This is a genomic window from Salegentibacter sp. BDJ18 (assembly GCF_017579965.1).
GTDB lineage: Bacteria > Bacteroidota > Bacteroidia > Flavobacteriales > Flavobacteriaceae > Salegentibacter.
In genome coordinates, this window is sequence record NZ_JAFLQX010000026.1 from 74,344 (window position 1) to 100,290 (window position 25,947).

Sequence of the window (25,947 nt, forward strand, 5' to 3'; positions counted from 1 at the left end):
GAGTATAAAATCTTTCTTACGTCAAGCTGAATTTATTTCAGCTTCTAAGTTCAATTAAAACTATATCCTGAAACAAGTTCAGGATGACGTGAGAAAAAAACTCAAACAGCCTTTTTCTATTTAAAATATTCCCGAATTATTTCTTCGGAATATTCTTTAAAACTTCAATTAGAAATTTCCAGTACTTCTGGGCTGAAGAAATACTTGCGCGTTCATCAGGTGAATGTGCTCCTCTAATGGTAGGACCAAAAGAAATCATATCCATTTCAGGATAATGGTTTCCAATTATTCCGCATTCCAAACCAGCGTGGCAGGCTGCAACATCGGCTTTCTCATTATGCAGGTTTTGATATAATCCATCTACAACTTTTAAAATTGCAGAATTAGGATTTGGTGCCCAACCTGGATATTCCCCAGATAATTTCACCTTAAATTTCGCCAGCTCAAAAGTTGCTTCCAAACTATTGGCCAAATCATCTTTTGAAGATTCTACCGATGATCTTGTAAGGCAGTTAATTTTCACTTTTCCATCCCCAACTTTTACACTGGCAATATTATTAGAAGCTTCAACCAAACCTTCAATATCAGGACTCATTCTGTAAACCCCATTATGCGCTGCAGAAATTGCCTTAACTACTTCTTGCTGATCTTCAACTTTCATTACTTCGTTTGGAACTTCAGTTTCAGAAATTTCAATATCCATATTAGGTTCAAGCGAAGCAAATTCAGCTTTAATCTCACGAACCTGCTGAATAATTTCGGTTAAAAAAGTTTCGGTATTCGATTTATCTACCACCACAATAGCTTCGCTTTCACGAGGAATGGCATTTCGTAATCCGCCACCTTTTATGCTGGAGACGCGTAAACCAAAATCACGATTTGAATCAAAAAGTACACGCGCCATAATTTTATTAGCATTGGCCAGACCTTTTATAATATCCATCCCAGAATGCCCGCCTTGCAAACCTTTTACCTTTATTTGGTAACCAACCGAATTATCGGGTGTGTGCTCTACTTCATAATCCCTAACCGCAGTAATATCTACGCCGCCGGCACATCCAATCCCAATTTCATCGTCTTCTTCGGTATCCAGGTTTAAAAGAATATCTCCTTCCAGTAAATTAGAATCCAAACCTTTGGCACCGGTCATCCCGGTTTCTTCGTCTATCGTAAATAAAGCTTCAAGAGCAGGATGCTGAATATCGTTACTTTCTAAAATCGCCATCATACTGGCAACGCCCAGGCCGTTATCGGCACCTAGGGTTGTTCCTTTAGCTCGCACCCAATCTCCATCTACATACATATTGATTCCGCTGGTTTCAAAATCAAAATCGGTATCGTTATTTTTCTGGTGCACCATATCTAAATGCGCCTGCAGTACTATAGGTTTTCTATCTTCCATCCCCGAAGTAGCAGGTTTTTTTATAACTACATTTCCGGTTTCATCTACCAGGGTTTCCAGGTTAAGTTTGTTTCCAAAGTTTTTCATAAACTCAATAACCCGCTCTTCTTTTTTTGAAGGTCGTGGTACCTCGTTTAGATCGGCAAATTTATTCCATAAGATTTTCGGTTCTAATTCCCTAATTTCTTCGTTCATTGTTTTATATTTTGGTCTTTCACAAAGGTATTGGTAATAAACAAAGAAGGAAAATTTACAGGCTTTTTAAAACTTATTTAACCAAATGAAGAACAGTTATTTAAAATTTTAAGCCGTGTTTTGCTAATAATTGTAATTTTAAAAAGCAAACTACCCTGTAGCAAGCTCTTGAAGCAATTATAGAAAATAATGTTATTAATTTCGAGACAGATCTCGGAGAATAAAATCTCGATTATCGAGTGAAGAAAAAAGGACTTTATATTTTAGCATTTCTGCTCCCCGTGCAGATCATTTTTATCTTTTTCCTGGCCGGGCATCCCGAGCTGGTAGAAAATTGGTACAGCCGATTTCTATACCCTGAATTTTCAAAATTAATGCGCTATGGGCACGGATTTTTACCGTTTTCTCTTGGTGATCTCTTATATACTTTCTTCGGAATTTTAATAATTCGTTGGCTACTAAGACGTTTTAAGCAAAAATTTAGAAACCCTCGTTTTTGGGTGATAGATGTTCTTGCTGTATTATCAGTAGTATATGCCTGTTTTCATATTTTCTGGGGATTTAATTATTACCGCTTACCGCTTCACGAAGCTTTAGAAATTGAAAACGATTATACCACCGAAGAGCTTTATCAACTTTCAGAAATATTAATTATTGAGTCTAACAAACTCCACAATCAACTAACGGAAAATGATTCGGTTAGCGTGGTAATTCCCTATTCTAAAAATGAAATCTTTGAAAAAACAATAGAAGGTTATACCAATATTAGCAAAGATTTCCCTGAACTTACCTATAAAGGAGAATCGCTAAAACGCTCCTTATATAGCATACCGCTTTCTTATATGGGGTTCAATGGTTATTTGAATCCACTAACCGGGGAAGCCCAGGTAAACACCCAAATTGTACCTTATAAAATTCCCACTACCGCGAGTCACGAAATCGGACATCAACTGGGTTTTGCAAAAGAGAATGAAGCTAATTTTATTGCCTGCCTTAGCACCATGAATCATCCCGATGCTTATTTCCGGTATTCAGGATATACTTTTGCCTTGCGATATTGCTTAAATGAGTTATACCGAAGGGATCCGGATAAGTTTAAAAATTTAAAGGCGAAAATGAATCCGGGTATTTTAGAAAACTATCGGGAAGTAGAAGAATTCTGGTTAGCGCATCAAAATCCTTTTGAACCCATATTTCAGGCATTTTACAATCGGTTTTTAATTGTAAATAACCAGGCCGATGGAATGAAAAGCTATAGTTATGTGGTAGCACTTTTGGTGAATTATTTTTCAGAAGAAAACAATAGACTTTAACCTAATAATTAATGAAATAGTTAGAAAGAAAAATAAATTCTCACATAGTACGAAAACCAATTTCGGCTTTGTTATAATTTTCTTAATTTACCTCCTTTAATTTCTAAGCCACATTTAATTCAGCTACAATTTATGAAAATAAGACTTTTACTATGTCTGGTATTTCTGGTCAGTTTGCAAAGCAACGCCCAGGAATACTTCCCCAAAAACGACGGGGTTAAAAACCCACAAACCAATTACACGGTATTTAAAAATGCAAAAATTCACGTAAGTCCGCAGCAAACAATAGAAAACGGAATGTTCGTGGTAAAAGATGGCAAAATTACTGCCATTGGTAAATCGGTTAGCGAACCACAAAACAGCATTGTTATAGATTTAAAAGGGAAAGAAGTTTATCCTTCTTTTATTGATCTTTACAGCAGCTTTGGAATAAAGGAACCTAAAGAAGCCAGTAACGGGAACGGCCAGCCGCAATATGATGCGAACCGGGAAGGCTATTACTGGAACGACCATATAAGGGCGGAAACCGAGGCGGTACAACACTTTAATTATGATGAAAAAACGGCAACTTCCCTCCATAAAGCAGGGTTTGGCGCCGTAAATACACACGTTCCAGATGGGATTATTCGCGGTACCGGGATGTTGGTAGCTTTAAATCCCGGAGGCACCGAGGGAGATAGAATTTTAAAAGATCGCTCGGCACAATACCTGTCTTTTGATAAAAGTAAATTGTCTCGCCAATCTTACCCTACTTCAACAATGGGTGCAATGGCATTAATTCGGCAGACATATTTAGATGCCGAATGGTACGGAAAAGGAAAATCTAACAACAAAGATTTAGCTTTAGAAGCTTTAAACCGAAATAAAAATCTGACTCAAATTTTCGCAACAGATAACCTATTGGATGCTTTAAGAGCCGGAAAAATAGGTAACGAATTCAATGTGAATTATGTGATCCTGGGAGACGGAAAAGAATATCAGCGTCTAGAGGAAATTAAAGAAACCGGAAGCACTTTTATTGTGCCCCTTAATTTCCCCGATGCATACGATATAGAAAATCCATTTTTAGCTGAACACGTAAGCCTGGAAGAAATGAAAACCTGGAACCAGGCCCCGGCAAACCTAAAAATGCTTGCCGAAAATGATATTCCTTTTACGATCACGACACACGATCTTGATGCTGAAAAAAATTTCAGAAATAATTTATTAAAAGCCGTTTCCTACGGTTTAAGTAAAGAAGATGCTCTTGCTGCCTTAACCACTACCCCTGCAAAAATTCTTGGCGAAGAAGATCGTTTAGGAACTTTAAAAGAAGGCGCGTGGGCAAACTTTATAATCACTTCAGGAGATTATTTTGATAAAGAAACCAGTGTTTTTGAAAACTGGATTCAGGGCGAAAAAACAGTGATCAATAAAATGAACACTACAGATATTACCGGAACCTACGATCTTAATTTAGAAGGAAAAACGTATGAATTAAAGATTACAGGAAAACCCGAAGTTCCAAAGGCAAGTGTAAAATCTGGAGATACAAAATTGGGTGCAAAACTTAGCTTTTCTGATAATTGGATGAATTTATTGCTTTCTCCTGCCGATACTACCAAAACAGGTTTTACCCGTTTAGTGGCAAAAACCGAGGATAATAAAGAACAAATTTCTGGTACGGCTTATTTAAGCGATGGTTCTGAAACCAATTTCACGGCTACTAGGAAAACTTCAGTTGAAACCGCTGCAGCGGAAGAAGACGAAGAAGAAAACGGAGAAGATAAAGAGGAAGATATTCGCGAAATTATGCCGGTAAGTTTTCCGAATAAAGCTTACGGATTTTCAGAAATGCCTAAAGAAGAAACTATTCTTTTTAAAAACGCAACAGTTTGGACAAACGAAGCAGAAGGAATTTTAGAAAATACCGATGTTTTGGTGAAAAACGGGGAAATTTCCAGGATTGGAGAAAACCTCAACGCCGGAAATGCACGCGTAGTTGATGCCACCGGAAAACACCTTACTTCAGGAATTATAGATGAACATTCACATATCGCGGCTTCGGCTATTAACGAGGCCGGCCACAACTCTACTGCAGAAGTTACTATGGAAGATGTGGTAGATCCCACAGATATGAATATTTATCGCAATCTTGCAGGCGGGGTAACTACCGTACAGCTTTTACACGGTTCGGCGAATCCTATTGGCGGCCGTTCTGCGATTTTAAGGTTAAAATGGGGTGAAGATGCTGAGGATATGATCTTTGAAAACTCCCCTAAATTTATAAAATTCGCATTGGGTGAAAATGTAAAGCAATCTAACTGGGGAAGCCGTTCCAGGTTTCCACAAACCAGGATGGGTGTAGAACAGGTTTTTACCGATTATTTTACCCGCGCAAAAGAATATGAAAAAGCAAAACAAAACGATAAAGACTTTAGAAAGGACCTGGAAATGGAAACCCTTTTGGAGATCATTAATAGCGAACGTTTTGTTTCGGCGCACTCTTACGTTCAAAGCGAAATTAATATGTTGATGAAAGTCGCTGAGAATTTTGATTTCAGAATTAATACGTTTACGCATATTTTAGAAGGTTATAAAGTGGCCGATAAAATGAAGGAACACGGCGCAGGCGGTTCTACTTTTTCTGACTGGTGGGCTTATAAATATGAGGTTAATGATGCCATTCCTTTTAATGCACCAATTATGCATAGCCAGGGAATAGTAACTGCAATTAATAGTGATGATGCCGAAATGAGCAGAAGATTAAACCAGGAAGCAGCAAAATCTGTAAAATACGGTGGAGTTTCTGAAGAAGAAGCCTGGAAATTTGTAACCTTGAATCCGGCAAAATTATTGCACATAGACGATCGAGTTGGAAGTGTAAAAACGGGAAAAGATGCAGATTTGGTGCTATGGTCAGATAACCCATTATCGATTTACGCCAAAGCCGAAAAAACTTTAATTCAGGGAAAAGTTTTCTTTGATATTGAGAGAGATAAAAAGTTGCGGGAAGAAATTCAGCAGCAAAGAAGTGAATTAATTACCCAAATGTTGGAGGCTAAAAATAAAGGCCTAAAAACACAACCGGTAACAAAGAAAGAAGAACAACATATCCATTGTAATACCCTGGAAGAAATCCACTAAAAAGAACAAATGAAGATGAAATATTTAGTACTACTCGCACTATTTACCTGTATAGGAAATTCTTTTGCGCAGCAAACACCTGCTTCTAAACAAACCGAAGCAATTACCATAGTTGGTGCCACCGCGCACTTAGGAAATGGTGAAATAATAGAAAACAGTTTAATTATTTTTGAAGACGGTAAAATCACCCAGGTGCTAGATGCCACTGCTACAAAAATGCAATACCGCGGCCGTATTATTGAAGCCAAAGGAAAACACGTTTACCCGGGATTTATAGCACCCAACGCCACTTTAGGTTTAGTAGAAATTGATGCAGTTCGAGCTACCGATGATGAAGATGAGATAGGATCTATGCTTCCACATATTAGAAGTATAATCGCTTATAATGCTGAAAGTAAACTGGTAGAAAGCATGCGACCAAACGGGGTTTTAATGGGGCAAATTGTTCCTCGTGGAGGTAGAATTTCTGGAACTTCTTCTATTGTACAGTTTGATGCCTGGAACTGGGAAGACGCGGTTATTAAGGAAGATGATGGGCTGCACATAAATTGGCCCAGCAGTTTTACCCGAGGCCGTTGGTGGGCCGGGGAAGACCCCGGGATTAAACCCAGCGAAGATTACCAGGAAGAACTTTTGGAGTTGGAAGAATTTTTTGCTTCTGCAAAAGCTTATTTGGAAGGAAACAGCGAAAAAACCAATCTTGCCTACAATGCGATGAAAAACGTTTTTAACGGAGAAAAACGAGTTTTTATTCACGTAGACGGAAAAAAAGAAATTCTGGATGTAATAGATTTTAAACAAAAACAGGAAATAGAACATTTAGTAATTGTTGGTGGTTATGAAGCTCATAAGGCTATTGAAGAACTTAAAGAGAATAACATTCCTGTTTTAGTTCAGCGTCCGCATGATCAGCCAAACAGCGAAGATCACGATTATGATTTTCCTTATAAATTAGCCGGAATCCTTCATAATAAAGGTGTTTTGGTAGCTCTGGAAAGCAGCGGCAGTATGGAGCGTATGAATACCAGGAACTTACCATTCTATGCCGGAACTGCGGGTGCTTACGGATTAGGTAAAGAAGAAGCTTTAAAATTGATTACTTCTAATACTGCTAAAATTCTTGGAATAGATGATATGGTGGGCACCCTGGAAAAAGGAAAAGATGCCACTTTATTTATTAGCGAAGGTGATGCGTTAGATATGCGCGGAAATATTTTAACCCATGCTTTTATTCAGGGCAGGGAAGTAAGTTTGGAAACTCACCAAACCGAACTTTACCAGCGTTATATGGAAAAATACGAGAGCGCCAGTAAATAAAAAATTTAAATATATTAAAGAGGTTAGCAACTATATCTAAACAGGTATTTTGTTAACCTCTTTTTCTTTGCAATAGGTTTAAACTCCCTATTTTTACACCTATGGTTAGGCAAATTAGCAGTACACAAAATAAGGAGGTAAAACACCTGCTTCAATTACAGGAAAAATCCCGGCTTCGCCGGAAAGAAGGCGTTTTCCTGGTAGAAGGCCAACGGGAAATCGAATTGGCTTTAAAGGGCGAATTTGAAATAAAGGCAATCTATTTTTGCCCCGATTTAATAAGTTTTGAAAAAATTCAGGAATTTACTTCAGATGAATTTCAAGTAACTGAAATTTCTTCGGAAGTTTATGAAAAACTAGCTTATAGAAGTAGTACTGAAGGTGTTTTAGCCATTTTTAAAACTAAAGAAAATAATCTGCACAGTATTAAATTTGAAACTAAAAACCCTTTAATTCTTGTGGCTGAAGCTCCAGAAAAACCGGGAAATATAGGTGCTATTTTAAGAACTGCCGATGCCGCAAAAGTAGATGCTGTTTTTATAGCAAACCCAAAAACCGATCTTTATAATCCAAATATCATCCGCTCCAGCGTGGGTTGTGTCTTCACCAACCAAATTGCTACCGGGAGTACTTCAGAAATTATTGATTTTTTAAAGGAAAATAATATTTCTATCTACGCAGCAGCTTTGCAAGCTTCAAAACCATACCACAACATCGATTTTACAAAATCTGCAGCAATTGTGGTAGGAACTGAAGCCACTGGATTAAGCGAAGAATGGCGCGAAAATTCCACGCAAAATATTATTATCCCTATGAGCGGTGAAATTGATTCTATGAATGTTTCTGTTGCAGCTGGAATACTTATTTTTGAAGCTAAAAGACAGCGCGGTTTTTAAAGAAAAAACACCAAAACTTTTAAGTATAATTCAGCATTAAAATAAAAAGCCTTTGAATCCCCAAACCCTATTTTATATCATCATTGCCATTATAATTATCGATTTTATTATCGATAAAATTCTGGATACTTTAAATGCAAAACATTTTGATGATCCAATTCCGCAGGAACTCAGTGATGTTTACAACAAGGAGGAATACGAAAAATCTCAGCGCTACAAAAAGGAACGTTACCGTTTTGGAATTATCACCTCCACTTTTTCAGTATTGCTCACTTTAGGGTTTATTATTTTTGACGGATTTGCCTGGGTAGATGACATTGCGAGAAATTTCACCGATAATGCAATTCTGGTTGCCCTTATTTTCTTCGGAATAATAATGATTGGCAGCGATATTCTTACCACACCGTTCTCCTGGTACAGCACTTTTGTGATAGAAGAAAAATACGGTTTTAATAAAACCACGAAAAAAACTTTTTTCCTGGATAAAATTAAAGGATGGTTTATGATGATTATCCTCGGCGGCGGAATTCTTGCGCTTATCGTTTGGTTCTATCAATTTGCCGGTAACGATTTCTGGTGGTATGCCTGGATTCTCGTAGCTGTATTTTCCATATTTCTTAATATGTTTTATGCAAAACTCATTGTGCCTTTGTTCAATAAGCAAAGCCCATTGGAAGAAGGTTCTTTGCGAACAAAAATTGAAACCTACGCCAAAAGTGTTGGGTTTACCCTAGATAATATTTTTATTATAGATGGTTCTAAAAGAAGTACAAAAGCCAATGCTTATTTTTCGGGCTTTGGTAAAGAAAAACGTATTACACTTTTTGATACTTTGGTAAAAGATTTGGAAGAAGAGGAAATTGTAGCGGTATTGGCACACGAGGTTGGGCATTATAAAAAGAACCATATTATTGTGAATTTGCTGGCTTCAATTCTAACCACAGGCTTTACATTGTGGTTGCTTTCGTTATTTGTAGGTAGCCCTGCCCTATCGCAAGCGTTGGGTGTAGAAGAACCCAGTTTTCATATTGGTTTGATAGCTTTTGGAATTTTATACAGCCCAATTTCAGAAATTACAGGATTATTAATGAATTATTTATCCCGAAAGTTTGAATACCAGGCAGATAATTATGCGAAGAACACCTATGGAGCCGCGCCGTTAATTTCGAGTTTAAAAAAACTTACTAAAAACAGCCTGAGTAATCTTACTCCGCATAAAGCTTATGTTTTTATGCATTATTCGCATCCTACACTTTTACAAAGATTCAGAAACTTAAAGCGTGGTTTGTAGTTGTTTCTTTACCTACTTAATTGTACTTTTAAATTATGACAGAAGCAGCTATAGAAAAAGAAAACAAGCAAATTGCGCGGCAATATAAAGAACTGCTGCGCATAAGTTACCGTAGTTTAAGTGACGATGATAAAAAGCAAATTAGAAAGGCTTTTGATACCGCTGTAGATGCCCACAAAGACCAACGTAGAAAATCTGGCGAAGCTTATATTTTTCATCCAATTGCGGTGGCAAAAATTGTAGCTTCAGAAATTGGATTGGATGCCACTTCTATTATCGCCGCACTTTTGCACGATGTAGTAGAAGATACCCAATACACGCTTAAAGATATTCAGGAAATGTTTGGAGAAACCGTAGCGACTATCGTAGACGGACTCACAAAAATTTCTAGTTTAAAGAAAGATAAAGATGTTTCGCTGCAAGCCGAAAATTTTCGGAAAATGCTGCTTACTTTGAATGATGATATTCGGGTAATTATTATCAAAATAGCCGATAGATTGCACAATATGCAAACTATGGATGCTATGAGACGGGATAAACAGGAAAAAATTGCTTCAGAAACCCTTTATATTTATGCCCCGCTAGCCCACCGAATAGGACTTTATAATATTAAAACCGAACTCGAAGACCTTGGTTTAAAATATACAGAACCTGAGGTGTACCACGAGATTCACACCAAAATAAAAGAAAGTAAAGAAGAGCAGGATGCTTATATTAGGGAGTTTTCTAAAGTAATTGAAGATTCCCTTACACAGGAAAATTTTGACTACGATATTAAAGGTAGACCTAAATCTATTTACTCCATTCATCGTAAAATGAAAGCTCAGAATGTAAGCTTTGACGAGGTTTACGATAAATTTGCCATTAGAATTATTTATAAAAGTGACCAGGCCAACGAAAAATTTCTCGCCTGGAAAATTTATTCAATAGTAACCGATCATTTTAGGCCAAACCCTACCCGGCTTCGGGATTGGATTTCTTCGCCTAAATCCACAGGTTACGAAGCGCTGCATATTACCGTTATGGGGCCAAAAGGTCGCTGGGTAGAAGTTCAAATTAGAAGTCAGCGAATGAATGAGATTGCAGAAAAAGGTTACGCAGCTCATTATAAATACAAGCAGGGCGATACTCAAGATGATCACGGAATAGAAGAATGGTTAAACCGGCTTCAGGAAGCCCTGGAAAATCCAGATGTAAATGCCGTAGATTTTGTAGAGCAATTTAAGCTGAATCTTTATTCAAAAGAAATATTTGTATTTACACCACAGGGAGATTTAAAATCTCTACCAAAAGGCTCTACTCCTTTAGATTTCGCTTTTAGTATTCATACCGAAATTGGTTTAAAAACACGTGGTGCCCGGGTTAACAATAAACTGGTACCTTTAAGCCACGAGTTAAAAAGCGGAGACCAGGTAGAAATAATTACTTCAGAAAATGCACAACCCAATGTAAACTGGCTGGATTATGCAACAACTGCAAGAGCTCGTGCTAAGATAAAATCTTCTCTTAAAGACGAAAAACGGGAAATAGCAGAAGAAGGAAAAGCAATTCTTACCCGAAAATTAAGAGCTCAAAAAATTCCGTTTAACGAGAAAATAATTAACGAGCTGGTGGTTCATTTTAACCTAAAAACCAGCCTGGATTTATTTTATCGCGTTGGAATTGGCAAAATTGATAACCAAAAACTTAAAGAATTTGCTGCATCCAGAAGTAACGCGCTGGTAAGTTATATTAAACGAAAGATCAAAAAACCGGTTATCGCCGAAGATCTTAATAAAGATGAAATAACTTCAAAATACGACCAACTTGTTTTTGGACGCGATGAAGATGAAACTTTAGAATATAAATTGGCGAATTGTTGCAACCCAATTCCGGGAGACCAGGTTTTTGGTTTTGTAACGGTAAACGATGGTATTAAAGTCCATAAGAAAAACTGCCCTAATGCGCTTCAGCTTCAAAGTAATTATGCCTATAGAATTATTCCTGCCAAATGGATAGACTCTTCTCAGCAAGACTTTAAAGCCGTGGTGAAACTAACCGGAATCGACAATTTAGGCCTGGTAAGTGAGATAACCCGGGAAATTTCCAGTAACCTGAATGTGAATATGCAAAAGATTAATTTTGAAAGTATAGACGGTGTTTTTAGCGGGCAAATTACACTAAGGGTTAAGAACAATGCGATACTTACAAAAATCATGAACCGACTCAAAAAAATTAACGGCATAGATAAGGTTAGCCGTGAATAATCCCATACCTTTGTAAGGTACAAAGAACTATGAGCAAAAAAGTTGTAAATAAGAACGATCAGGCAGTAGTTAAAAACGTTTTTACCAAGTATTTGGAAGAAAAAGGGCATAGAAAAACCCCCGAACGTTTTGCAATACTTCAGGAAATCTACAATAACGACGATCATTTTGATATAGAATCACTCTACATTAAAATGAAGAATAAAAAATACCGGGTAAGTCGTGCCACTCTCTATAATACCATAGAATTATTACTGGAATGCGGACTTGTAAGAAAACACCAGTTTGGACAAAACCAGTCTCAGTATGAGAAATCATATTTTGACCGGCAGCACGACCATGTTATTCTTACCGATACCGGTGAAGTAATAGAATTCTGCGACCCGCGTATTCAATCTATTAAAAAAACTATCGAAGAAGTGTTTGATATAGAAATAACCAAACATTCTTTATATTTTTACGGCAACAAAAAAACAACCAATTAACTTAAGATTTCAATGGCGGTAGATTTACTACTCGGTCTCCAATGGGGTGACGAAGGCAAAGGAAAAATTGTTGATGTACTCACCTCTAAATACGATATTATTGCTAGATTTCAGGGCGGGCCAAACGCAGGCCACACTCTGGAATTTGACGGCCAGAAACACGTATTACATACTATTCCTTCAGGAATTTTTCACGATGAAACCATCAACCTTGTAGGTAACGGTGTTGTGATAGACCCTGTAATTTTTAAAAAGGAACTGGACAACCTTAGCAAACATAATATAGATTACATATCTAAACTCCTTATTTCACGAAAAGCACATTTAATTTTGCCTACTCACAGGCTTTTAGATGCTGCTTCTGAAGCTTCTAAAGGCAAGGCCAAAATTGGTTCAACCCTTAAAGGTATTGGTCCTACTTATATGGATAAAACCGGAAGAAACGGAATTCGTGTAGGAGATTTAGAACTTTCTAACTGGAAGGAAAAATATAGAACCCTGGCCGATAAGCACGAAAAAATGATCAAATTCTACGATGTAGATGTTCAATATGATCTTGCCGAATTGGAAAAGGAATTTTTTAATGCGGTTAAAACGCTTAAATCACTAACTTTTATAGACAGTGAAGCTTATTTGCACGAGGCGCAAAAACAAGGAAAAACTATTCTGGCTGAAGGTGCCCAGGGATCTTTACTCGATATAGATTTTGGGACCTACCCTTTTGTAACTTCTTCTACCACTACTGCGGCAGGTGCCTGTACAGGTCTTGGTGTGGCACCAAATAAAATTGGCGAAGCTTACGGGATTTTTAAAGCATACACCACCCGCGTTGGAAGCGGCCCCTTCCCTACAGAGCTTTTTGATGAAGACGGTGAAACTATGGGACGGGTTGGTAACGAATTTGGTGCAACCACCGGTAGGGCCCGTAGATGTGGCTGGCTGGATTTAGTAGCTTTAAAATATGCGGTTCAGGTAAATGGAATCACCCAGTTAATTATGATGAAAGGTGACGTACTTAGCGGATTTAAAACGCTTAAAGTATGTACCGCCTATAATTATAAGGGAAAGGAAATTCAACATTTACCCTATAATATTGAAGCAGAAAATGTAACACCTGTTTATACCGAAATTAAAGGTTGGGCAGCAGATCTTACAGGAATGACGAAGGCTAATGAACTTCCGAAAGAATTTAATGAGTATGTGGAATTTCTGGAAAAAGAACTGGAAATACCTATTAAAGTGGTTTCTGTAGGGCCAGACAGAACTCAAACTATAGAACGCTAAAAAAAAGCAATTATAAATTTAAAAAGCCGTTTCAGTTGAAACGGCTTTTTTTAGCACAAAAATTCTTAATAACAAAAAATTAGAATTGAGCCAATTATACTTATGACACAATAAATAATCCCGCGATTTGCTGGGCTACTTCTCCGCTTATGGGCTCATCGTAAGATTGTGATACCGCTTCGGCGCTAAATCCTGTAGCATCTACCAGGTTTACTCCACCCTGTACTACATTCTCTTCTCCATCGTACACAGCCTGCGTTGCTTCTGGCATTCCCGGTCCGCGATTGTTTAAAGTGATCCAACCAAGTGCATTCTCGTTAGTATTATCACCTAAAACATCAGCTCTTAACCTTCTTATTTCAGATGCATGCCTTGCTTCTACAGAATGAATTTGTAATGCAGGCGTCAAAAAATCGGTGCCCATTAAATTTGTAGCTTGTCCTTTATATGCTCTCACGCCAGTATCTTCAAACGCCTGGGCTAAGGCTAATAATTGAGCATAAGCCATATCATTATTTGGATTAAATGGATCGAAAGCTCCGCCAGCAGTAAAATCGAATTCTGGTGAATCTACTGCGTTGTCACCCAAACCTGCCTTTAGAAATTCAACATGAGCAGATTCGTGTTTTGAGATTTGGTTATATACCGCTTCCGCTCTTCCGCCGCTTGGTAATACTCCAGAATCTAACGCTTTTATATAGAATTCAGCTTCAAGATATTCTAAGGTAAGTGCCAGTTGTAATGCTCCTATAGCATCATTCCCACTACTTTGTGCAAATGCCTTTCCGGAAGTTGAAGCGAGGCCAAAAGGTACAGCTACCATAGCCGCCTTTTTCCCCAGACTCCCAAGATTACCAAGCATTTCTCTTCTTGAAGAAGACTTTTTGATAAGGTCTTCTGAAGTAAATTCATCTAAAAATTTTATAATATTCATAATATTGTTTTTAAGTTGATTAATACTTATTAAGGTAAGTTATTAGCGGTAAACGGGGTCACTACAAAGCCCGTAGCTCCCACTTCGCTAAGAATGGTTTGAGGATCTTTGGTGAGATCTAAACCATTACTATCAATAATATCATCACCTGCGAAAGCGGTATCGTTTTCAAGATATATAGACCTTATAGCAGCCGCATGTCTTGCTTCTACCGAAACTATTTTTCCTGCAATTACTAAAAAATCTGGTGTTTGCAATAATCTACCTGCTCCATTATATGCTGCCACTCCGGTATCTTCCAGGACACGGGCTGTAGCCAGTACAGAATCTCTGTCGGCAAAATTTACACCGCTAAAATCAAATTCAAGTTCTGGTAAAACCTGGCTGGCTTCAGCATTTGCACTAATTGCAGCTTTAAAGAATTCTCTATGAATTACCTCGTGGTCATAGAGATCTTCCAGAATCAATTTCTCCTCAGCGGTCGCTCCGGCCCAGTAAGAACCATCTAATACGTTGGTATAAAATGCAGCTTCCAGTTGCTCCAGCGCGTAAGCATAATTTAAAATACCAACATCGCCACTGCCCAGGTCAAACACTTCTTCTGGCATAGGTTCCGGGTTATTAACGTCGTCATCGCTACTACATCCATAAAGTAATAATCCTGAACCTGCCATAGCGAGTCCTCCCATTTTTAGAAATCTTCTACGGGATTTGCTGTTGTTTACCGGCTTCACAGAAACTTCATCAACCTTAATACGTGGTTTTTCCATAATTTAATTTTTAGTTGTTTCCTATACTTACGCAGTAATTCCGGCAACGGTTTTTGTATTAGCGTTAAAGTTTTCTAAATAAAAAAAGGAAACACCTTAAACCTTATAAACTTTATTAAGTATTGGAATTTTTTAAAGCAAGATTTAATAAAAACTGCTTTTTGCGTTATTCCATTATAAAATCTGATTACGGACTTACTACAATTACCATTATGGATGGAAGAATTTTAATTACTTTTGAAAAAATTTTCACCTTGAAAAAATTCATTCTTTTTATAGTATTTGCCTTTTTGGTTTTTCCCGCTTTAACTCAGGCTCAGGAAGCAAAAGAAATTGACTATAGTGCCGATAGGAATATTCAGGATGAAAAATATCCCGGAGCATTTGTTTTAAGTAAGGTTGAAAACCAGGTGTATTTTAAGCACGAAGGTATTGAAGTTTGGTGCGATCTCGCCATTCATTATAAAGATGAAAACTTCTTCAGGGCTTTTGGCAATGTGAGAATGCAACAGGGCGATACCGTAAAATTAAATAGTAATTATGCTGAATATAACGGAAACTCCCAGTTTGCCTTCGCCAGTGGTGAGGTGGTGATGAAGCGCCCCCAAACCACCCTGGAATCTGACAGTCTTTTCTTTGACCGGCTAAAACAACAGGCTTATTACAGAAGCGGTGGTAAAGTAATTGACACCGGCGGGGTGATTACCAGTAATATTGGTCGGTATTTTATGGAAGATGATAAATATTCTTTTGTTTCAGAGGTAGTGCTTACTAATCCAGAATACATTATCAATTCAGAACAACTTGATTTTTATGGCGAAACCGGCCACGCGTATCTGTATGGCCCTTCAACCATAGAAAGTGAAACCAGCACTGTTTATTGTGAACGTGGCTTTTATGATACCAGGGGCGATACCGGTTATTTTGTAAAAAATTCAAAAATAGATTACGAAAACAGAACGGTTAAAGGCGACAGCATGTATTTTAACCGGAATACTAATTTCGCTTCAGCCACTAATAATATTGAAGTGATAGACACCATTAACGAGAGTGTGGTCACAGGGCATTATGCTGAAGTTTTTCGGGATAAAGATTCGGTTTTTATTACTAAAAGAGCGGTTGCAGCCAGCGTTCAGGATAGGGATTCATTGTTTATTCACGGCGATACCATAATGATCACCGGAAAACCAGAAAAACGAATAATTCGTGGATTTTATGATGTTAGACTTTTCAAAAGCGATATGAGCGGGAAGAGTGATTCGGTACATATAAATCAGCAAACCGGTCTAACCAAAATGATCAATATTACCAGCGGCCCGGTTACTTCGGTCACGAAACGTCGAAGTCCCGTGCTGTGGAGCGGTCTTAGCCAAATGACGGGAGATACTATTCATTTGCAAAGCAATACCAAAACCGAACAGCTTGATTCTATGCGGGTTTTTAACAATGCTTTTCTTATTCAAAAAGATACTATAGATGGGTACAACCAGGTAAAAGGAATGGAACTGGTAGGATTATTTGAAGACAATGAGCTATATCAGGTAGATATTAATAAAAATACCGAAACCCTTTATTACAGTCGTAATAGCGACCAGGAACTTATTGGGATTAACAAAACCCTCTCCAGTTCAATTAAAATCCTTTTTGAAGAACGGGAAATTGAAGATATTTATTACTACCAGAATGTTGATGGTAATTTAACCCCAGAAGAAGATTTTCCCGTAAACGTTCGGGAATTGATTGGCTTTAACTGGCGGGGTGATGAGCGATTACTTACAAAAGAAGATTTGTTTAAAGGCAAACCGGTGCCCGAATTGGTTAAGATTGAAGGAATCCCGTTGCCGGAAGAAGATGAAGCGTTTTTTGATGAACGCGAAGAAGGAGACGATATGCTGCTTAACGATAAATCAAGATTAAAACCCGAAGACCTTCAAAACAGGGCAAAAGATAGTATTCCGCAGCTAAAAGATGCACAGCAGTTAATTAATACTGAAAACGGAGATGAAGAAAATGCAGCTAAAACTGAAGCCGAAGAATTACAAAATAGGCTAAGAGATTCTATCCCTCAATTAAAGAAGCAACAGGAAATGATTAAAGCTACAGAGCAAGAAAATAAAGCTAATCCTGAAGCTGAAGAAGATCAAAAAGATGAATAAAGATTTCCTGAGATACCAGGCACAAACCACTCCCCATCCTTTAGGTTTGGAAGTGGAATCGGCCAAGGGTTCCTACATTTTTACCACAGATGGAAAAAAGCACCTGGATTTTGTAGCAGGGGTTTCAGCTTGTAGTTTGGGACATTGTCATCCAAAAGTGGTAAAGGCAATAAAGGAACAAGCCGAAAAGTACCTACACGTTATGGTTTATGGAGAATACGCCCAGCAACCCGCCGTTGAATTAACCAGGTTACTGGCAGAACAATTCCCTAAACCTTTGGAAAAAACTTATCTCACCAATTCGGGTACCGAAGCTATTGAAGGTGCTTTAAAACTTGCACGGCGTTACACCGGAAGAGCTGAAATTATTGCAGCTCACCAGGCTTATCACGGCAATACCATGGGCTCCTTAAGCTTAATGGATTACGAAGAACGCCAAAAACCGTTTAGACCTCTTTTAGGTGGAATTTCTTTTATTCAGTTTAACGAAGAGAAAGATTTAGAAAAGATTACCGAAAAAACCGCGGCGGTAATCCTGGAAAGTATACAGGGTGGAGCCGGGTTTATACTTCCAAAAAATAATTATTTAAAAAAGATCAAACAACGTTGTGAAGAAGTTGGTGCCTTATTGATTTTAGATGAAATCCAGCCAGGCTTCGGCAGAACAGGAAAACTCTTTGGATTTCAGAATTTTGATATGGTGCCAGATATTGTTGCTTTAGGCAAAGGAATGGGCGGCGGAATGCCAATTGGCGCTTTTTCGGCTTCAGCTAAAATGATGGATAGCCTTTCTGACAATCCAAAAATGGGACATATCACTACCTTTGGGGGAAATCCTGTAATTGCTGCTTCAGCTTTAGCTACATTAAAAGAAATCACTTCATCAGACTTAATGTCAGAAAGCCTGGAAAAAGAAAAATTATTCAGAAAATTACTGGTGCATCCCCTAATTTCAGAAGTAAGAGGAATGGGCTTAATGCTTGCAATCATTACACTTTCAGAGGAAATTGCGAATCAGTTAATCTTAAAATGTAAAGAAAAAAACCTTATTCTTTTCTGGCTTTTATTTGAGAAAAAAGCGGTGAGAATAACTCCTCCCCTCACCATTTCTGAAGAAGAAATAAAAGAAGGCTGTGGCATCATTATTGACGTATTGGAGGATATAATTAAGAAACAGGAAGCTGTTAATTAATTTGTTAACAACAATATTGATATTTGAGCTTTTTAACATTATTCATTTTTAATTTTAGGAAATACCTTAAAGCAGTGCCGCAAGGCATTTTATTCAAAAAGATCAATAATTCCGGTTTAACCTGGAATATATAAATCTCACTTAGTGAGTAAAGTAGAAATCCCGTAATTACCTACGTATGCAATTAAGCCATAACGACGAAAACAATTTCTCACTTTCCCGATTTGAATCTATGCTTAAAACTAACGATGTTTTATTCTTTGATTCAGCGGAATTTGAAGATATTATTAACTATTATTTAGAGAACGGGAAATTTGCATTGGCTAAAAAAGCCGTGAAATTAGGCCTGGCGCAGCATCCTACTTCTACCAACTTAAAACTCTTTAAAATAGAGATTTTAGTTTTTGAAGATAAATTGGATGTAGCCGAAGCAATGCTTACCGATTTACAACAATTAGAATCTTCTAACGAAGAAATTTATATACAAAAAGCACAAATTCTTTCTAAACGCGATCGCCACGCTCACGCCATTCAGGTTTTAGAAATGGCGCTTGATATTACCCTGGATCCTGCTGAGGTTTATTCCCTAATCGGGATGGAATATTTGTTTCTTGAGGATTTTGAAAATGCAAAATTCAGCTTTATGAAATGCCTGGAAGCCGACGAAGAAGATTATTCGGCACTTTACAATATTATGTACTGTTTTGATTTTCTTGATCAAAAAACAGCAGCCATTGAATACCTTAATATGTATTTAGATAAAAATCCATATTGCGAGGTTGCCTGGCACCAGGTAGGAAAACAATATTTTGACCTAAAAGATTACGAAAAAGCATTATCGGCTTTCGATTTTGCCATAATTAGTGACGATTATTTTATTGGCGCTTATCTTGAAAAAGGAAAAGTTCTGGAAAAATTAGGCCGTTTTCACGAAGCTATAGAAAATTATCGTTTAACCCTGGAGTTAGACGATCCTACTTCTTTTGCATATTTGCGAATTGGAAAATGTTTTGAGAAATTAGGTTTAAACGAACTCGCCCTTAAACATTATAAAGATTGCGTACACGAAGATCCGCTTTTAGATAAAGGCTGGATTGCGATTACCGATTTCTATATTAAAAAGAAAAATTACCAGAAAGCGCTTTATTATATAAATAAGGCGATAAATATAGATGAGGAAAATGTTTTATACTGGAAACGTTACGCTAAAATCAATAACCGCCTTAAGTTTTTTGAAGAAGCAGAGCGCGGCTATAAAAAAAGTCTTGATCTTGGTAATTATGAATTAGAAACCTGGGTTAGACGCTGCGATATCTTAATAGATCTTGGCGAATTTGAAACTGCTATTCAAAACCTTAATCAGGCGCTAGAGTTTTATCCTGATACCGCCGAGATTGAATTCCGTTTAGCCGGACTTTATTTTAGTCATAATGAGGGAGAAAAAGCTTACTTTCACCTGAATAAAGGATTAAAGTTAGATGCCGAGTATTATATAGTTATCGAAGAATTATTCCCTCAAATCTTTAACAGAAAAAGCGTAAAGCAAATTATAAATTCCTTTATAAATCTCTCTTAGTTATTTTACTAACTTTGACCTGGAATTTTAATTTGTTCACATGCAGAAAAGCTTTAAAGACCATCTTTCAGTAACCTTAAAAGGTATGGCGATGGGCGCGGCAGATGTTGTTCCTGGAGTTTCAGGAGGCACTATCGCTTTTATTACAGGTATTTATGAAGAACTGATCTCTACCATTAGCGGGGTTAATTTTTCACTGATCACCACCTGGAAAGAGCAAGGTTTTAAATCCATGTGGCAACAGCTAAATGGGCCGTTTATATTAGCGCTTTTCACCGGTATCCTTATCAGTTTCTTTTCGCTTATGCGGGCAGCTAAATACCTATTGGAGAATCATCCAATTATGATCTGGTCCTTTTTCTTTGGCCTTGTATTGGCCAGTATTTGGTATGTAGGAAAACAAATCCCCAGGTGGAATGTGAAGATCTTTCTCGCCCTGGTAATAGGAGCAGCTGTAGCTTTCTACATCGTTTCCCTACCCCCAATGGCCGCCAAAGAAAGTAATTTATACATCTTTTTCTCAGGAGCTATAGCCATTTGTGCAATGATCCTCCCCGGTATTTCGGGTGCCTTTATCTTAGTCCTTTTAGGAGCCTATAAAAGGCTTACCGATGCCGTACATGATTTCGATTTTCAAACCCTGGCCATCTTTGCTGTAGGAGCCATAATTGGCTTACTTAGCTTTTCTAAAATATTAAAATGGCTGTTTGTACATTACAGCAGTCTAACCCTGGCCGTATTAACCGGTTTTATAGCGGGATCGCTGAATAAGATCTGGCCCTGGAAACATGTCTTGCAAACAGAAATGTATGGCGATAAGGAAGTTGTTCTAAGGGAAGCTTCGGTTTTACCGTGGAATTTTAATGGTGAACCTCAAACTTTCTTTGCCGTTATTTTGATGCTTACAGGATTTTTATTAATTCTGGGTCTGGAAATTTTCGCCGCAAAAAGTTCAACCAAAGTAAATGCAACAAACTAGAACCTTTACAGATAAAGTGCTTTTGGTACTTAAAGGTTTAGCTATGGGAGCAGCTAATAAAGTCCCCGGTGTATCTGGTGGCGTTGTAGCTTTTGTTGCCGGTTTCTATGAAGAATTCATCTATTCCCTTCAAAAAATAAATTACAAAGCTTTTATTCTGCTTATCAACGGTAGGTTTAGAAGTTTATACTACTATACCAATGGAAAATTCCTGAGCTTACTTATTCTCGGGATGCTTATTAGTTATTTTAGTGTTTCTAAAGTTCTGGATTACTTAATTCTTCATTATGAACTTTACGTTTGGGCCGCTTTTTTTGGAATGATCGTAGGTTCCATTTATTACATAAGTAAAGATTTTGAAGAATGGAGCAAACGTTCCCTGGTATTTGTATTGCTGGGAATAATTGTAGGCGTGGCTATAAGTTTTCTGGAACCTGCTAAAGAAAATGATAATCTCTGGTTTGTATTTTTCTGCGGAATTATAGGCGTTTCAGGAATGACGCTTCCCGGACTTTCAGGGTCTTTTATCCTAATTTTATTAGGGAATTATGTACTTCTTTTAGTCGATTCTGTAAATGCCCTCTATGATACTATTGCCAATCTATTACTTTGGGATCTAAGCTTCCTTGCCGACCCTGAACGAATTAGGCTGTTAGAAGTATTACTGGTTTTCGGGGCAGGTTCACTGGCAGGATTGGTAAGCCTTTCCCACCTTCTTGGTTTCGTTTTAAAAAATTATAAAACCGATACTTTTGCTGCAATTATTGGCTTTATTACCGGCTCCCTTGGTGTAGTTTGGCCCTGGAAAGAAAAAATTTTTAAAGTAGACGCTAACGGGGAAATGATTTTAGACAGCCAGGGAAATGCAGTAATAGATTATTACGACCGGTATTTCCCCGCATTCTCCTCTGCCGAGACCTGGCTCGCAATTTTCTTTATCTTTGTAGGAATACTTATAGTATTGGGACTCGCCTGGTACGAAAAGAAAAACCAAAAACCCGCAAAGCGATGAAAAATTTTGGGCTACTCGGAAAAAATATCAGTTACTCTTTTTCCCGCACGTATTTTACTGAAAAGTTTAAGAAAGAAAATATTGACGCAGAATATCGAAATTTCGACCTGGATAATATAAAAGAATTCCGGGATGTTATAAAAGAAACACCTAATCTGCAGGGTTTAAATGTTACGATCCCGTATAAGCAGGAGATTATTCCATATTTAGACGATCTAGCGCCAGAAGCTAAAGAAATTGGTGCAGTGAATAGCATTAATGTAATTGGCAATAAATTAATTGGCCATAATACCGATTATATAGGGTTTTCTGAATCTTTAAAACCTTACTTGAAAGAGCATCATAAAAAAGCACTTATCCTGGGAACCGGCGGGGCTTCTAAAGCGGTAGCTTATGCCCTAAAGAAATTCAAAATTGAATATAAATTTGTATCAAGATCTGCTGGAGAAAATAAATTGAGTTACGATGATCTTTCTGAAGAAATAATGAAAGAATACAGCCTTATAATAAATACCACGCCATTAGGCACTTACCCAGATGTTGACGCGAATCCAGAAATTCCTTTTCAGTTTATAAACGAGAAACACCTGGTTTACGACCTTATCTACAATCCGCGCACCACAAAATTAATGGCTCGTGCCCAGGCAAAAGGAGCCACGGCAACCAACGGGTTAAAAATGTTGGAATTACAAGCCGAAAGCGCCTGGAAGATATGGACAAAATGACCACTACTTTTTGCTTTTAAATTCTACAAAAAAAGGGAATTGTTTGCCCAATTTTAGTGGAGTTACTATCTTTCAGCCTAATTAATTTACACGAACCTTTACATTGAAAGATATGTCTCAGCAAGAAAATGATAAAAACAAAGAGGAGTTTTCTAACGAATCAACAAATAATTCTGAACAAACTCAGGATAAGAAGAAGTTGAGCGAAGAAAATAATGATGCTAATGCAGAGGAAAATTCATTTTCTCAAAAGTCTGAAACCCAAAAAACTTCAGAAGAGAAAAATGCTGTAATTGAACCGGCAGAAACTGCCTCTGAAATTAAATCTAAAGATGATAGCCTGGAAGATGCTATGATTGCTGAAGCGGGTGATACTAAAAACACTTCAGAAGAAAATAAAGCGAGCAAGGAGGAAGACGATGAAGATGATGCTATTCTTGAAGAAAGCAGGAAGAAAAAACGACCTGAAGAGGAAAAAGATCAGGTTGAAACAGGTGCTAAAGCTGAAGAAAAATCAGGTGAAGCCCACTCTGATGATGATGATGACGATGACGATGAGGATGATGAAACTTCAGAAGAAGACGGTAGAACTTCAAAACATCACCAGGAGCATATAGACGATTCTGTTGCAGAAGACAGTGAAGATGAGACTAAGGCTGAGCGGCATGATATTCCGAAGAAAGATTATCACGCAATGAGCAAAGAACAGCTGGCAGATGAATTTGAATCCTTGCTTAAAAAGGAAAAAGTTCAGGCAATTAAAGACCACGTAATTGAAATTCGTGCTGAATTTAATGCGAAATTTAACGAAGAAGAAGAGGAGAAAAAAGAGGAATTTCTTGCTGAAGGCGGGAATATTATAGACTTCCACTACTCTACTCCGCTAAAAAAACGTTTCAATTCACTATATTTTGATTACAGGGAAAAACGTAATAATTACTACAAGCAACTAAAGCAAGACCTTAATAAAAACCTGGCCAAACGCCTGGAAATTATTGAAGAATTAAAAGGTCTAATTGATGTTGAAGAAAATATAAATACCACTTACAAGCATTTTAAAGAGCTCCAGGATCGTTGGCGTGTTGCGGGGCCTATTCCGCGAGAAAAATATAACGATGTATGGAATACTTATCACCATCACGTAGAGAATTTCTATGATTTCCTTCATTTAAATCGTGAATTCCGCGATCTTGATTTTAAACACAACCTCGATCAAAAATTAAAAGTAATAGACCGTGCCGAAGAACTGGTGCAGGAAAACGATGTAAACCGTGCGTTTAGGGAATTGCAAATGCTTCACAAAATGTGGAAAGAAGAACTTGGGCCGGTTGCAAAAGAGTTTCGGGAAGATATTTGGGAGCGTTTTAGCAGTGCTACCAAACAAATTCACGATAAGCGCCAGGAATTCTTTAGTACGATGGATGAGCGTTACGAGGAGAATTGGAAGGCCAAGCAGGTTATTATTGAGAAAATTAGGGAAATCGCAGACGAAGAGTATAAAAGCCACAATAAATGGCAACAAAAAATTAAGGAAATTGAAGCGCTTCGGGAAGCATTTTTTAACGCCGGGAAGGTACCGCGTAGTAAAAACGAAGAAACCTGGACTGATTTCAAACAAACCGTTCGCCGATTTAACCGAAATAAAAACGCTTTCTACAAAAACCTAAAAAAGCAGCAATACGATAATCTTGAAAAGAAAAAAGAGCTAATTAAAATTGCTGAAGAAAATAAGGATAGCGACGATTTTAAGACGGTAACGCCTTTAATGAAGAAAATCCAGGCGGATTGGAAGAAGATTGGTCACGTGCCAAGAAAAGATAGCGACAAGGTTTGGAAACAATTTAAAGCTGCCTGCAATCATTATTTTGAACGTATGCACGAAAATCGTGACGATGAGAATAAAGAAGAATTTGAAGCTTTTGATAAGAAAAAAGAATTGTTAGAGCAGGTAAAATCTGTAGAGCTAACCGGCGATAAAAAAGAAGACCTACCTAAGATTAAACAATTTATTGAAGACTGGAAAAATCTTGGAAAAGTACCTCACAATAAGCGTTTTATTGAAGGGAAATTCAATAAAGCTTTAGATCAGCTTTTCAATAAATTAGATGTAGATCACACCAAAGCTGAGATGCTGAAATACGAAAATAAGGTACAGGCTATAAATGATGCAGACGATGATAAAAAACTTCGTAATGAGCATTATTTCCTTACCAAGAAAATTGAGGAAACAAAGGCGGAAATTAGACAGTTAGAAAACAACTTACAGTTTTTCTCTAATGTAGATGATGATAACCCGTTGGTACAGGATGTACACAAAAATATAGCCGACCAGAAAGAACAACTGGAAGTTTGGAAAGAAAAACTTCGTAAAATCAAGTCGCTTTACTAAGAAAAGCGATATGAAATGTATTCTTTGCGAAGGTGCAACTAAAGAATTCTGGAAAAGTAAGAATAGGGAATTTGTTGAATGCACCACTTGTGGTGGCATTCAACTTTTACCCGACTTTTATATTTCAAAATACGCCGAAGAAAAACGATACCTCACTCACAATAACGACATAGAAGATCTCGGCTACCAGGATTTTGTAAGCCCCATAACCTCTCAAATTCTCAAGGATTTTACTTCAAAACATTCGGGGTTGGATTACGGCTGTGGCACCGGGCCGGTAGCCGCAAACATTCTTGAAAAACAAGGATATTCCATAGCTTTATACGATCCTTATTTTTACCCGAATACCGCCGTATTAAACGCTACATACGATTTTATTATTTGTTGTGAAGTCATGGAACATTTCTATGAGCCAAAGCGTGAATTCAGCGAATTAGCCCAACGACTAACTGCTGGTGGAAAATTGTATTGTAAAACCTCTATTTATTCTGAAGAAATAGATTTTGATAACTGGTATTATAAAAACGATCGTACCCATGTTTTTTTCTATACTGCAAAAAGCCTGGAATGGATAAAAAATAACCTGGGATTTTCAGCATTGGAGATTAATCCTAAGGTGATTATTTTTGGGAAATAAGATTGAAAAGATTGAGATGTAA

General features: G+C 37.5%; 19 protein-coding genes. 16 read left to right on the forward strand and 3 right to left on the reverse strand.

What is annotated here, in order from left to right:
- Positions 1-136: 136 nt before the first annotated feature.
- Complete coding sequence (locus J0871_RS15450; RefSeq protein ID WP_075327487.1) at positions 137-1,597, reverse strand: aminoacyl-histidine dipeptidase; 1,461 nt, start codon at positions 1,595-1,597, stop codon at positions 137-139.
- A 239-nt stretch (positions 1,598-1,836) separates the two neighbouring features.
- On the opposite strand from J0871_RS15450, the gene J0871_RS15455 reads away from it, so the two are divergent.
- The 8 genes from J0871_RS15455 to J0871_RS15490 all read left to right on the forward strand — a co-directional run bounded on the left by J0871_RS15455 (position 1,837) and on the right by J0871_RS15490 (position 13,555).
- Entirely contained in the window at positions 1,837-2,910 is a 1,074-nt protein-coding gene (locus J0871_RS15455; RefSeq protein WP_208226137.1) for a DUF3810 domain-containing protein, read from the forward strand.
- Positions 2,911-3,042: 132 nt separating this feature from the next.
- Positions 3,043-6,036: an amidohydrolase family protein gene (locus J0871_RS15460; RefSeq protein ID WP_208226138.1), complete on the forward strand. Its 2,994-nt coding sequence runs from the start codon at positions 3,043-3,045 to the stop codon at positions 6,034-6,036.
- Positions 6,037-6,051: 15 nt separating this feature from the next.
- The gene (locus tag J0871_RS15465; protein WP_208226139.1) at positions 6,052-7,353 is read left to right on the forward strand and encodes an amidohydrolase family protein; all 1,302 of its coding nucleotides are present in this window, start codon (positions 6,052-6,054) and stop codon (positions 7,351-7,353) included.
- 101 nt (positions 7,354-7,454) lie between these two features.
- Complete coding sequence (locus J0871_RS15470) at positions 7,455-8,249, forward strand: RNA methyltransferase (RefSeq protein WP_208226140.1); 795 nt, start codon at positions 7,455-7,457, stop codon at positions 8,247-8,249.
- A gap of 52 nt (positions 8,250-8,301) precedes the next feature.
- Positions 8,302-9,540, forward strand: a complete 1,239-nt coding sequence (locus tag J0871_RS15475) for a M48 family metallopeptidase (RefSeq protein ID WP_208226141.1) — start codon at positions 8,302-8,304, stop codon at positions 9,538-9,540.
- 35 nt (positions 9,541-9,575) lie between these two features.
- Positions 9,576-11,786, forward strand: a complete 2,211-nt coding sequence (locus J0871_RS15480; RefSeq protein ID WP_093303616.1) for a bifunctional (p)ppGpp synthetase/guanosine-3',5'-bis(diphosphate) 3'-pyrophosphohydrolase — start codon at positions 9,576-9,578, stop codon at positions 11,784-11,786.
- A gap of 29 nt (positions 11,787-11,815) precedes the next feature.
- Positions 11,816-12,271, forward strand: a complete 456-nt coding sequence (locus tag J0871_RS15485) for a transcriptional repressor (protein ID WP_037315154.1) — start codon at positions 11,816-11,818, stop codon at positions 12,269-12,271.
- A 12-nt stretch (positions 12,272-12,283) separates the two neighbouring features.
- Entirely contained in the window at positions 12,284-13,555 is a 1,272-nt protein-coding gene (locus J0871_RS15490; RefSeq protein ID WP_208226142.1) for an adenylosuccinate synthase, read from the forward strand.
- Between the two features lie 100 nt (positions 13,556-13,655).
- On the opposite strand, the gene J0871_RS15495 is transcribed toward J0871_RS15490, so the two are convergent.
- Both J0871_RS15495 and J0871_RS15500 read right to left on the reverse strand, forming a co-directional pair.
- Complete coding sequence (locus J0871_RS15495) at positions 13,656-14,489, reverse strand: ferritin-like domain-containing protein (protein WP_208226143.1); 834 nt, start codon at positions 14,487-14,489, stop codon at positions 13,656-13,658.
- Between the two features lie 29 nt (positions 14,490-14,518).
- Complete coding sequence (locus J0871_RS15500) at positions 14,519-15,259, reverse strand: ferritin-like domain-containing protein (RefSeq protein ID WP_208226144.1); 741 nt, start codon at positions 15,257-15,259, stop codon at positions 14,519-14,521.
- 212 nt (positions 15,260-15,471) lie between these two features.
- On the opposite strand from J0871_RS15500, the gene J0871_RS15505 reads away from it, so the two are divergent.
- The 8 genes from J0871_RS15505 to J0871_RS15540 all read left to right on the forward strand — a co-directional run bounded on the left by J0871_RS15505 (position 15,472) and on the right by J0871_RS15540 (position 25,925).
- Entirely contained in the window at positions 15,472-17,415 is a 1,944-nt protein-coding gene (locus tag J0871_RS15505; protein ID WP_208226219.1) for an OstA-like protein, read from the forward strand.
- On the forward strand, positions 17,408-18,607 hold the full coding sequence (locus tag J0871_RS15510) for an aspartate aminotransferase family protein (RefSeq protein ID WP_208226145.1): 1,200 nt from the start codon (positions 17,408-17,410) through the stop codon (positions 18,605-18,607). The genes J0871_RS15505 and J0871_RS15510 overlap by 8 nt, the downstream gene beginning before the upstream one ends.
- A 178-nt stretch (positions 18,608-18,785) precedes the next feature.
- Entirely contained in the window at positions 18,786-20,183 is a 1,398-nt protein-coding gene (locus J0871_RS15515; RefSeq protein WP_208226146.1) for a tetratricopeptide repeat protein, read from the forward strand.
- Positions 20,184-20,223: 40 nt separating this feature from the next.
- Positions 20,224-21,162, forward strand: coding sequence for a DUF368 domain-containing protein (locus tag J0871_RS15520; RefSeq protein ID WP_208226147.1), 939 nt, complete (start codon positions 20,224-20,226; stop codon positions 21,160-21,162).
- Positions 21,149-22,174: a DUF368 domain-containing protein gene (locus J0871_RS15525; protein WP_075327500.1), complete on the forward strand. Its 1,026-nt coding sequence runs from the start codon at positions 21,149-21,151 to the stop codon at positions 22,172-22,174. The genes J0871_RS15520 and J0871_RS15525 overlap by 14 nt, the downstream gene beginning before the upstream one ends.
- Complete coding sequence (locus J0871_RS15530) at positions 22,171-22,899, forward strand: shikimate dehydrogenase (protein ID WP_208226148.1); 729 nt, start codon at positions 22,171-22,173, stop codon at positions 22,897-22,899. Before J0871_RS15525 ends, J0871_RS15530 begins: the two co-directional genes overlap by 4 nt.
- A 112-nt stretch (positions 22,900-23,011) precedes the next feature.
- Positions 23,012-25,288, forward strand: coding sequence for a DUF349 domain-containing protein (locus tag J0871_RS15535; protein WP_093303630.1), 2,277 nt, complete (start codon positions 23,012-23,014; stop codon positions 25,286-25,288).
- 10 nt (positions 25,289-25,298) lie between these two features.
- Complete coding sequence (locus J0871_RS15540) at positions 25,299-25,925, forward strand: class I SAM-dependent methyltransferase (protein WP_208226149.1); 627 nt, start codon at positions 25,299-25,301, stop codon at positions 25,923-25,925.
- The last annotated feature ends 22 nt before the right edge of the window (positions 25,926-25,947 follow it).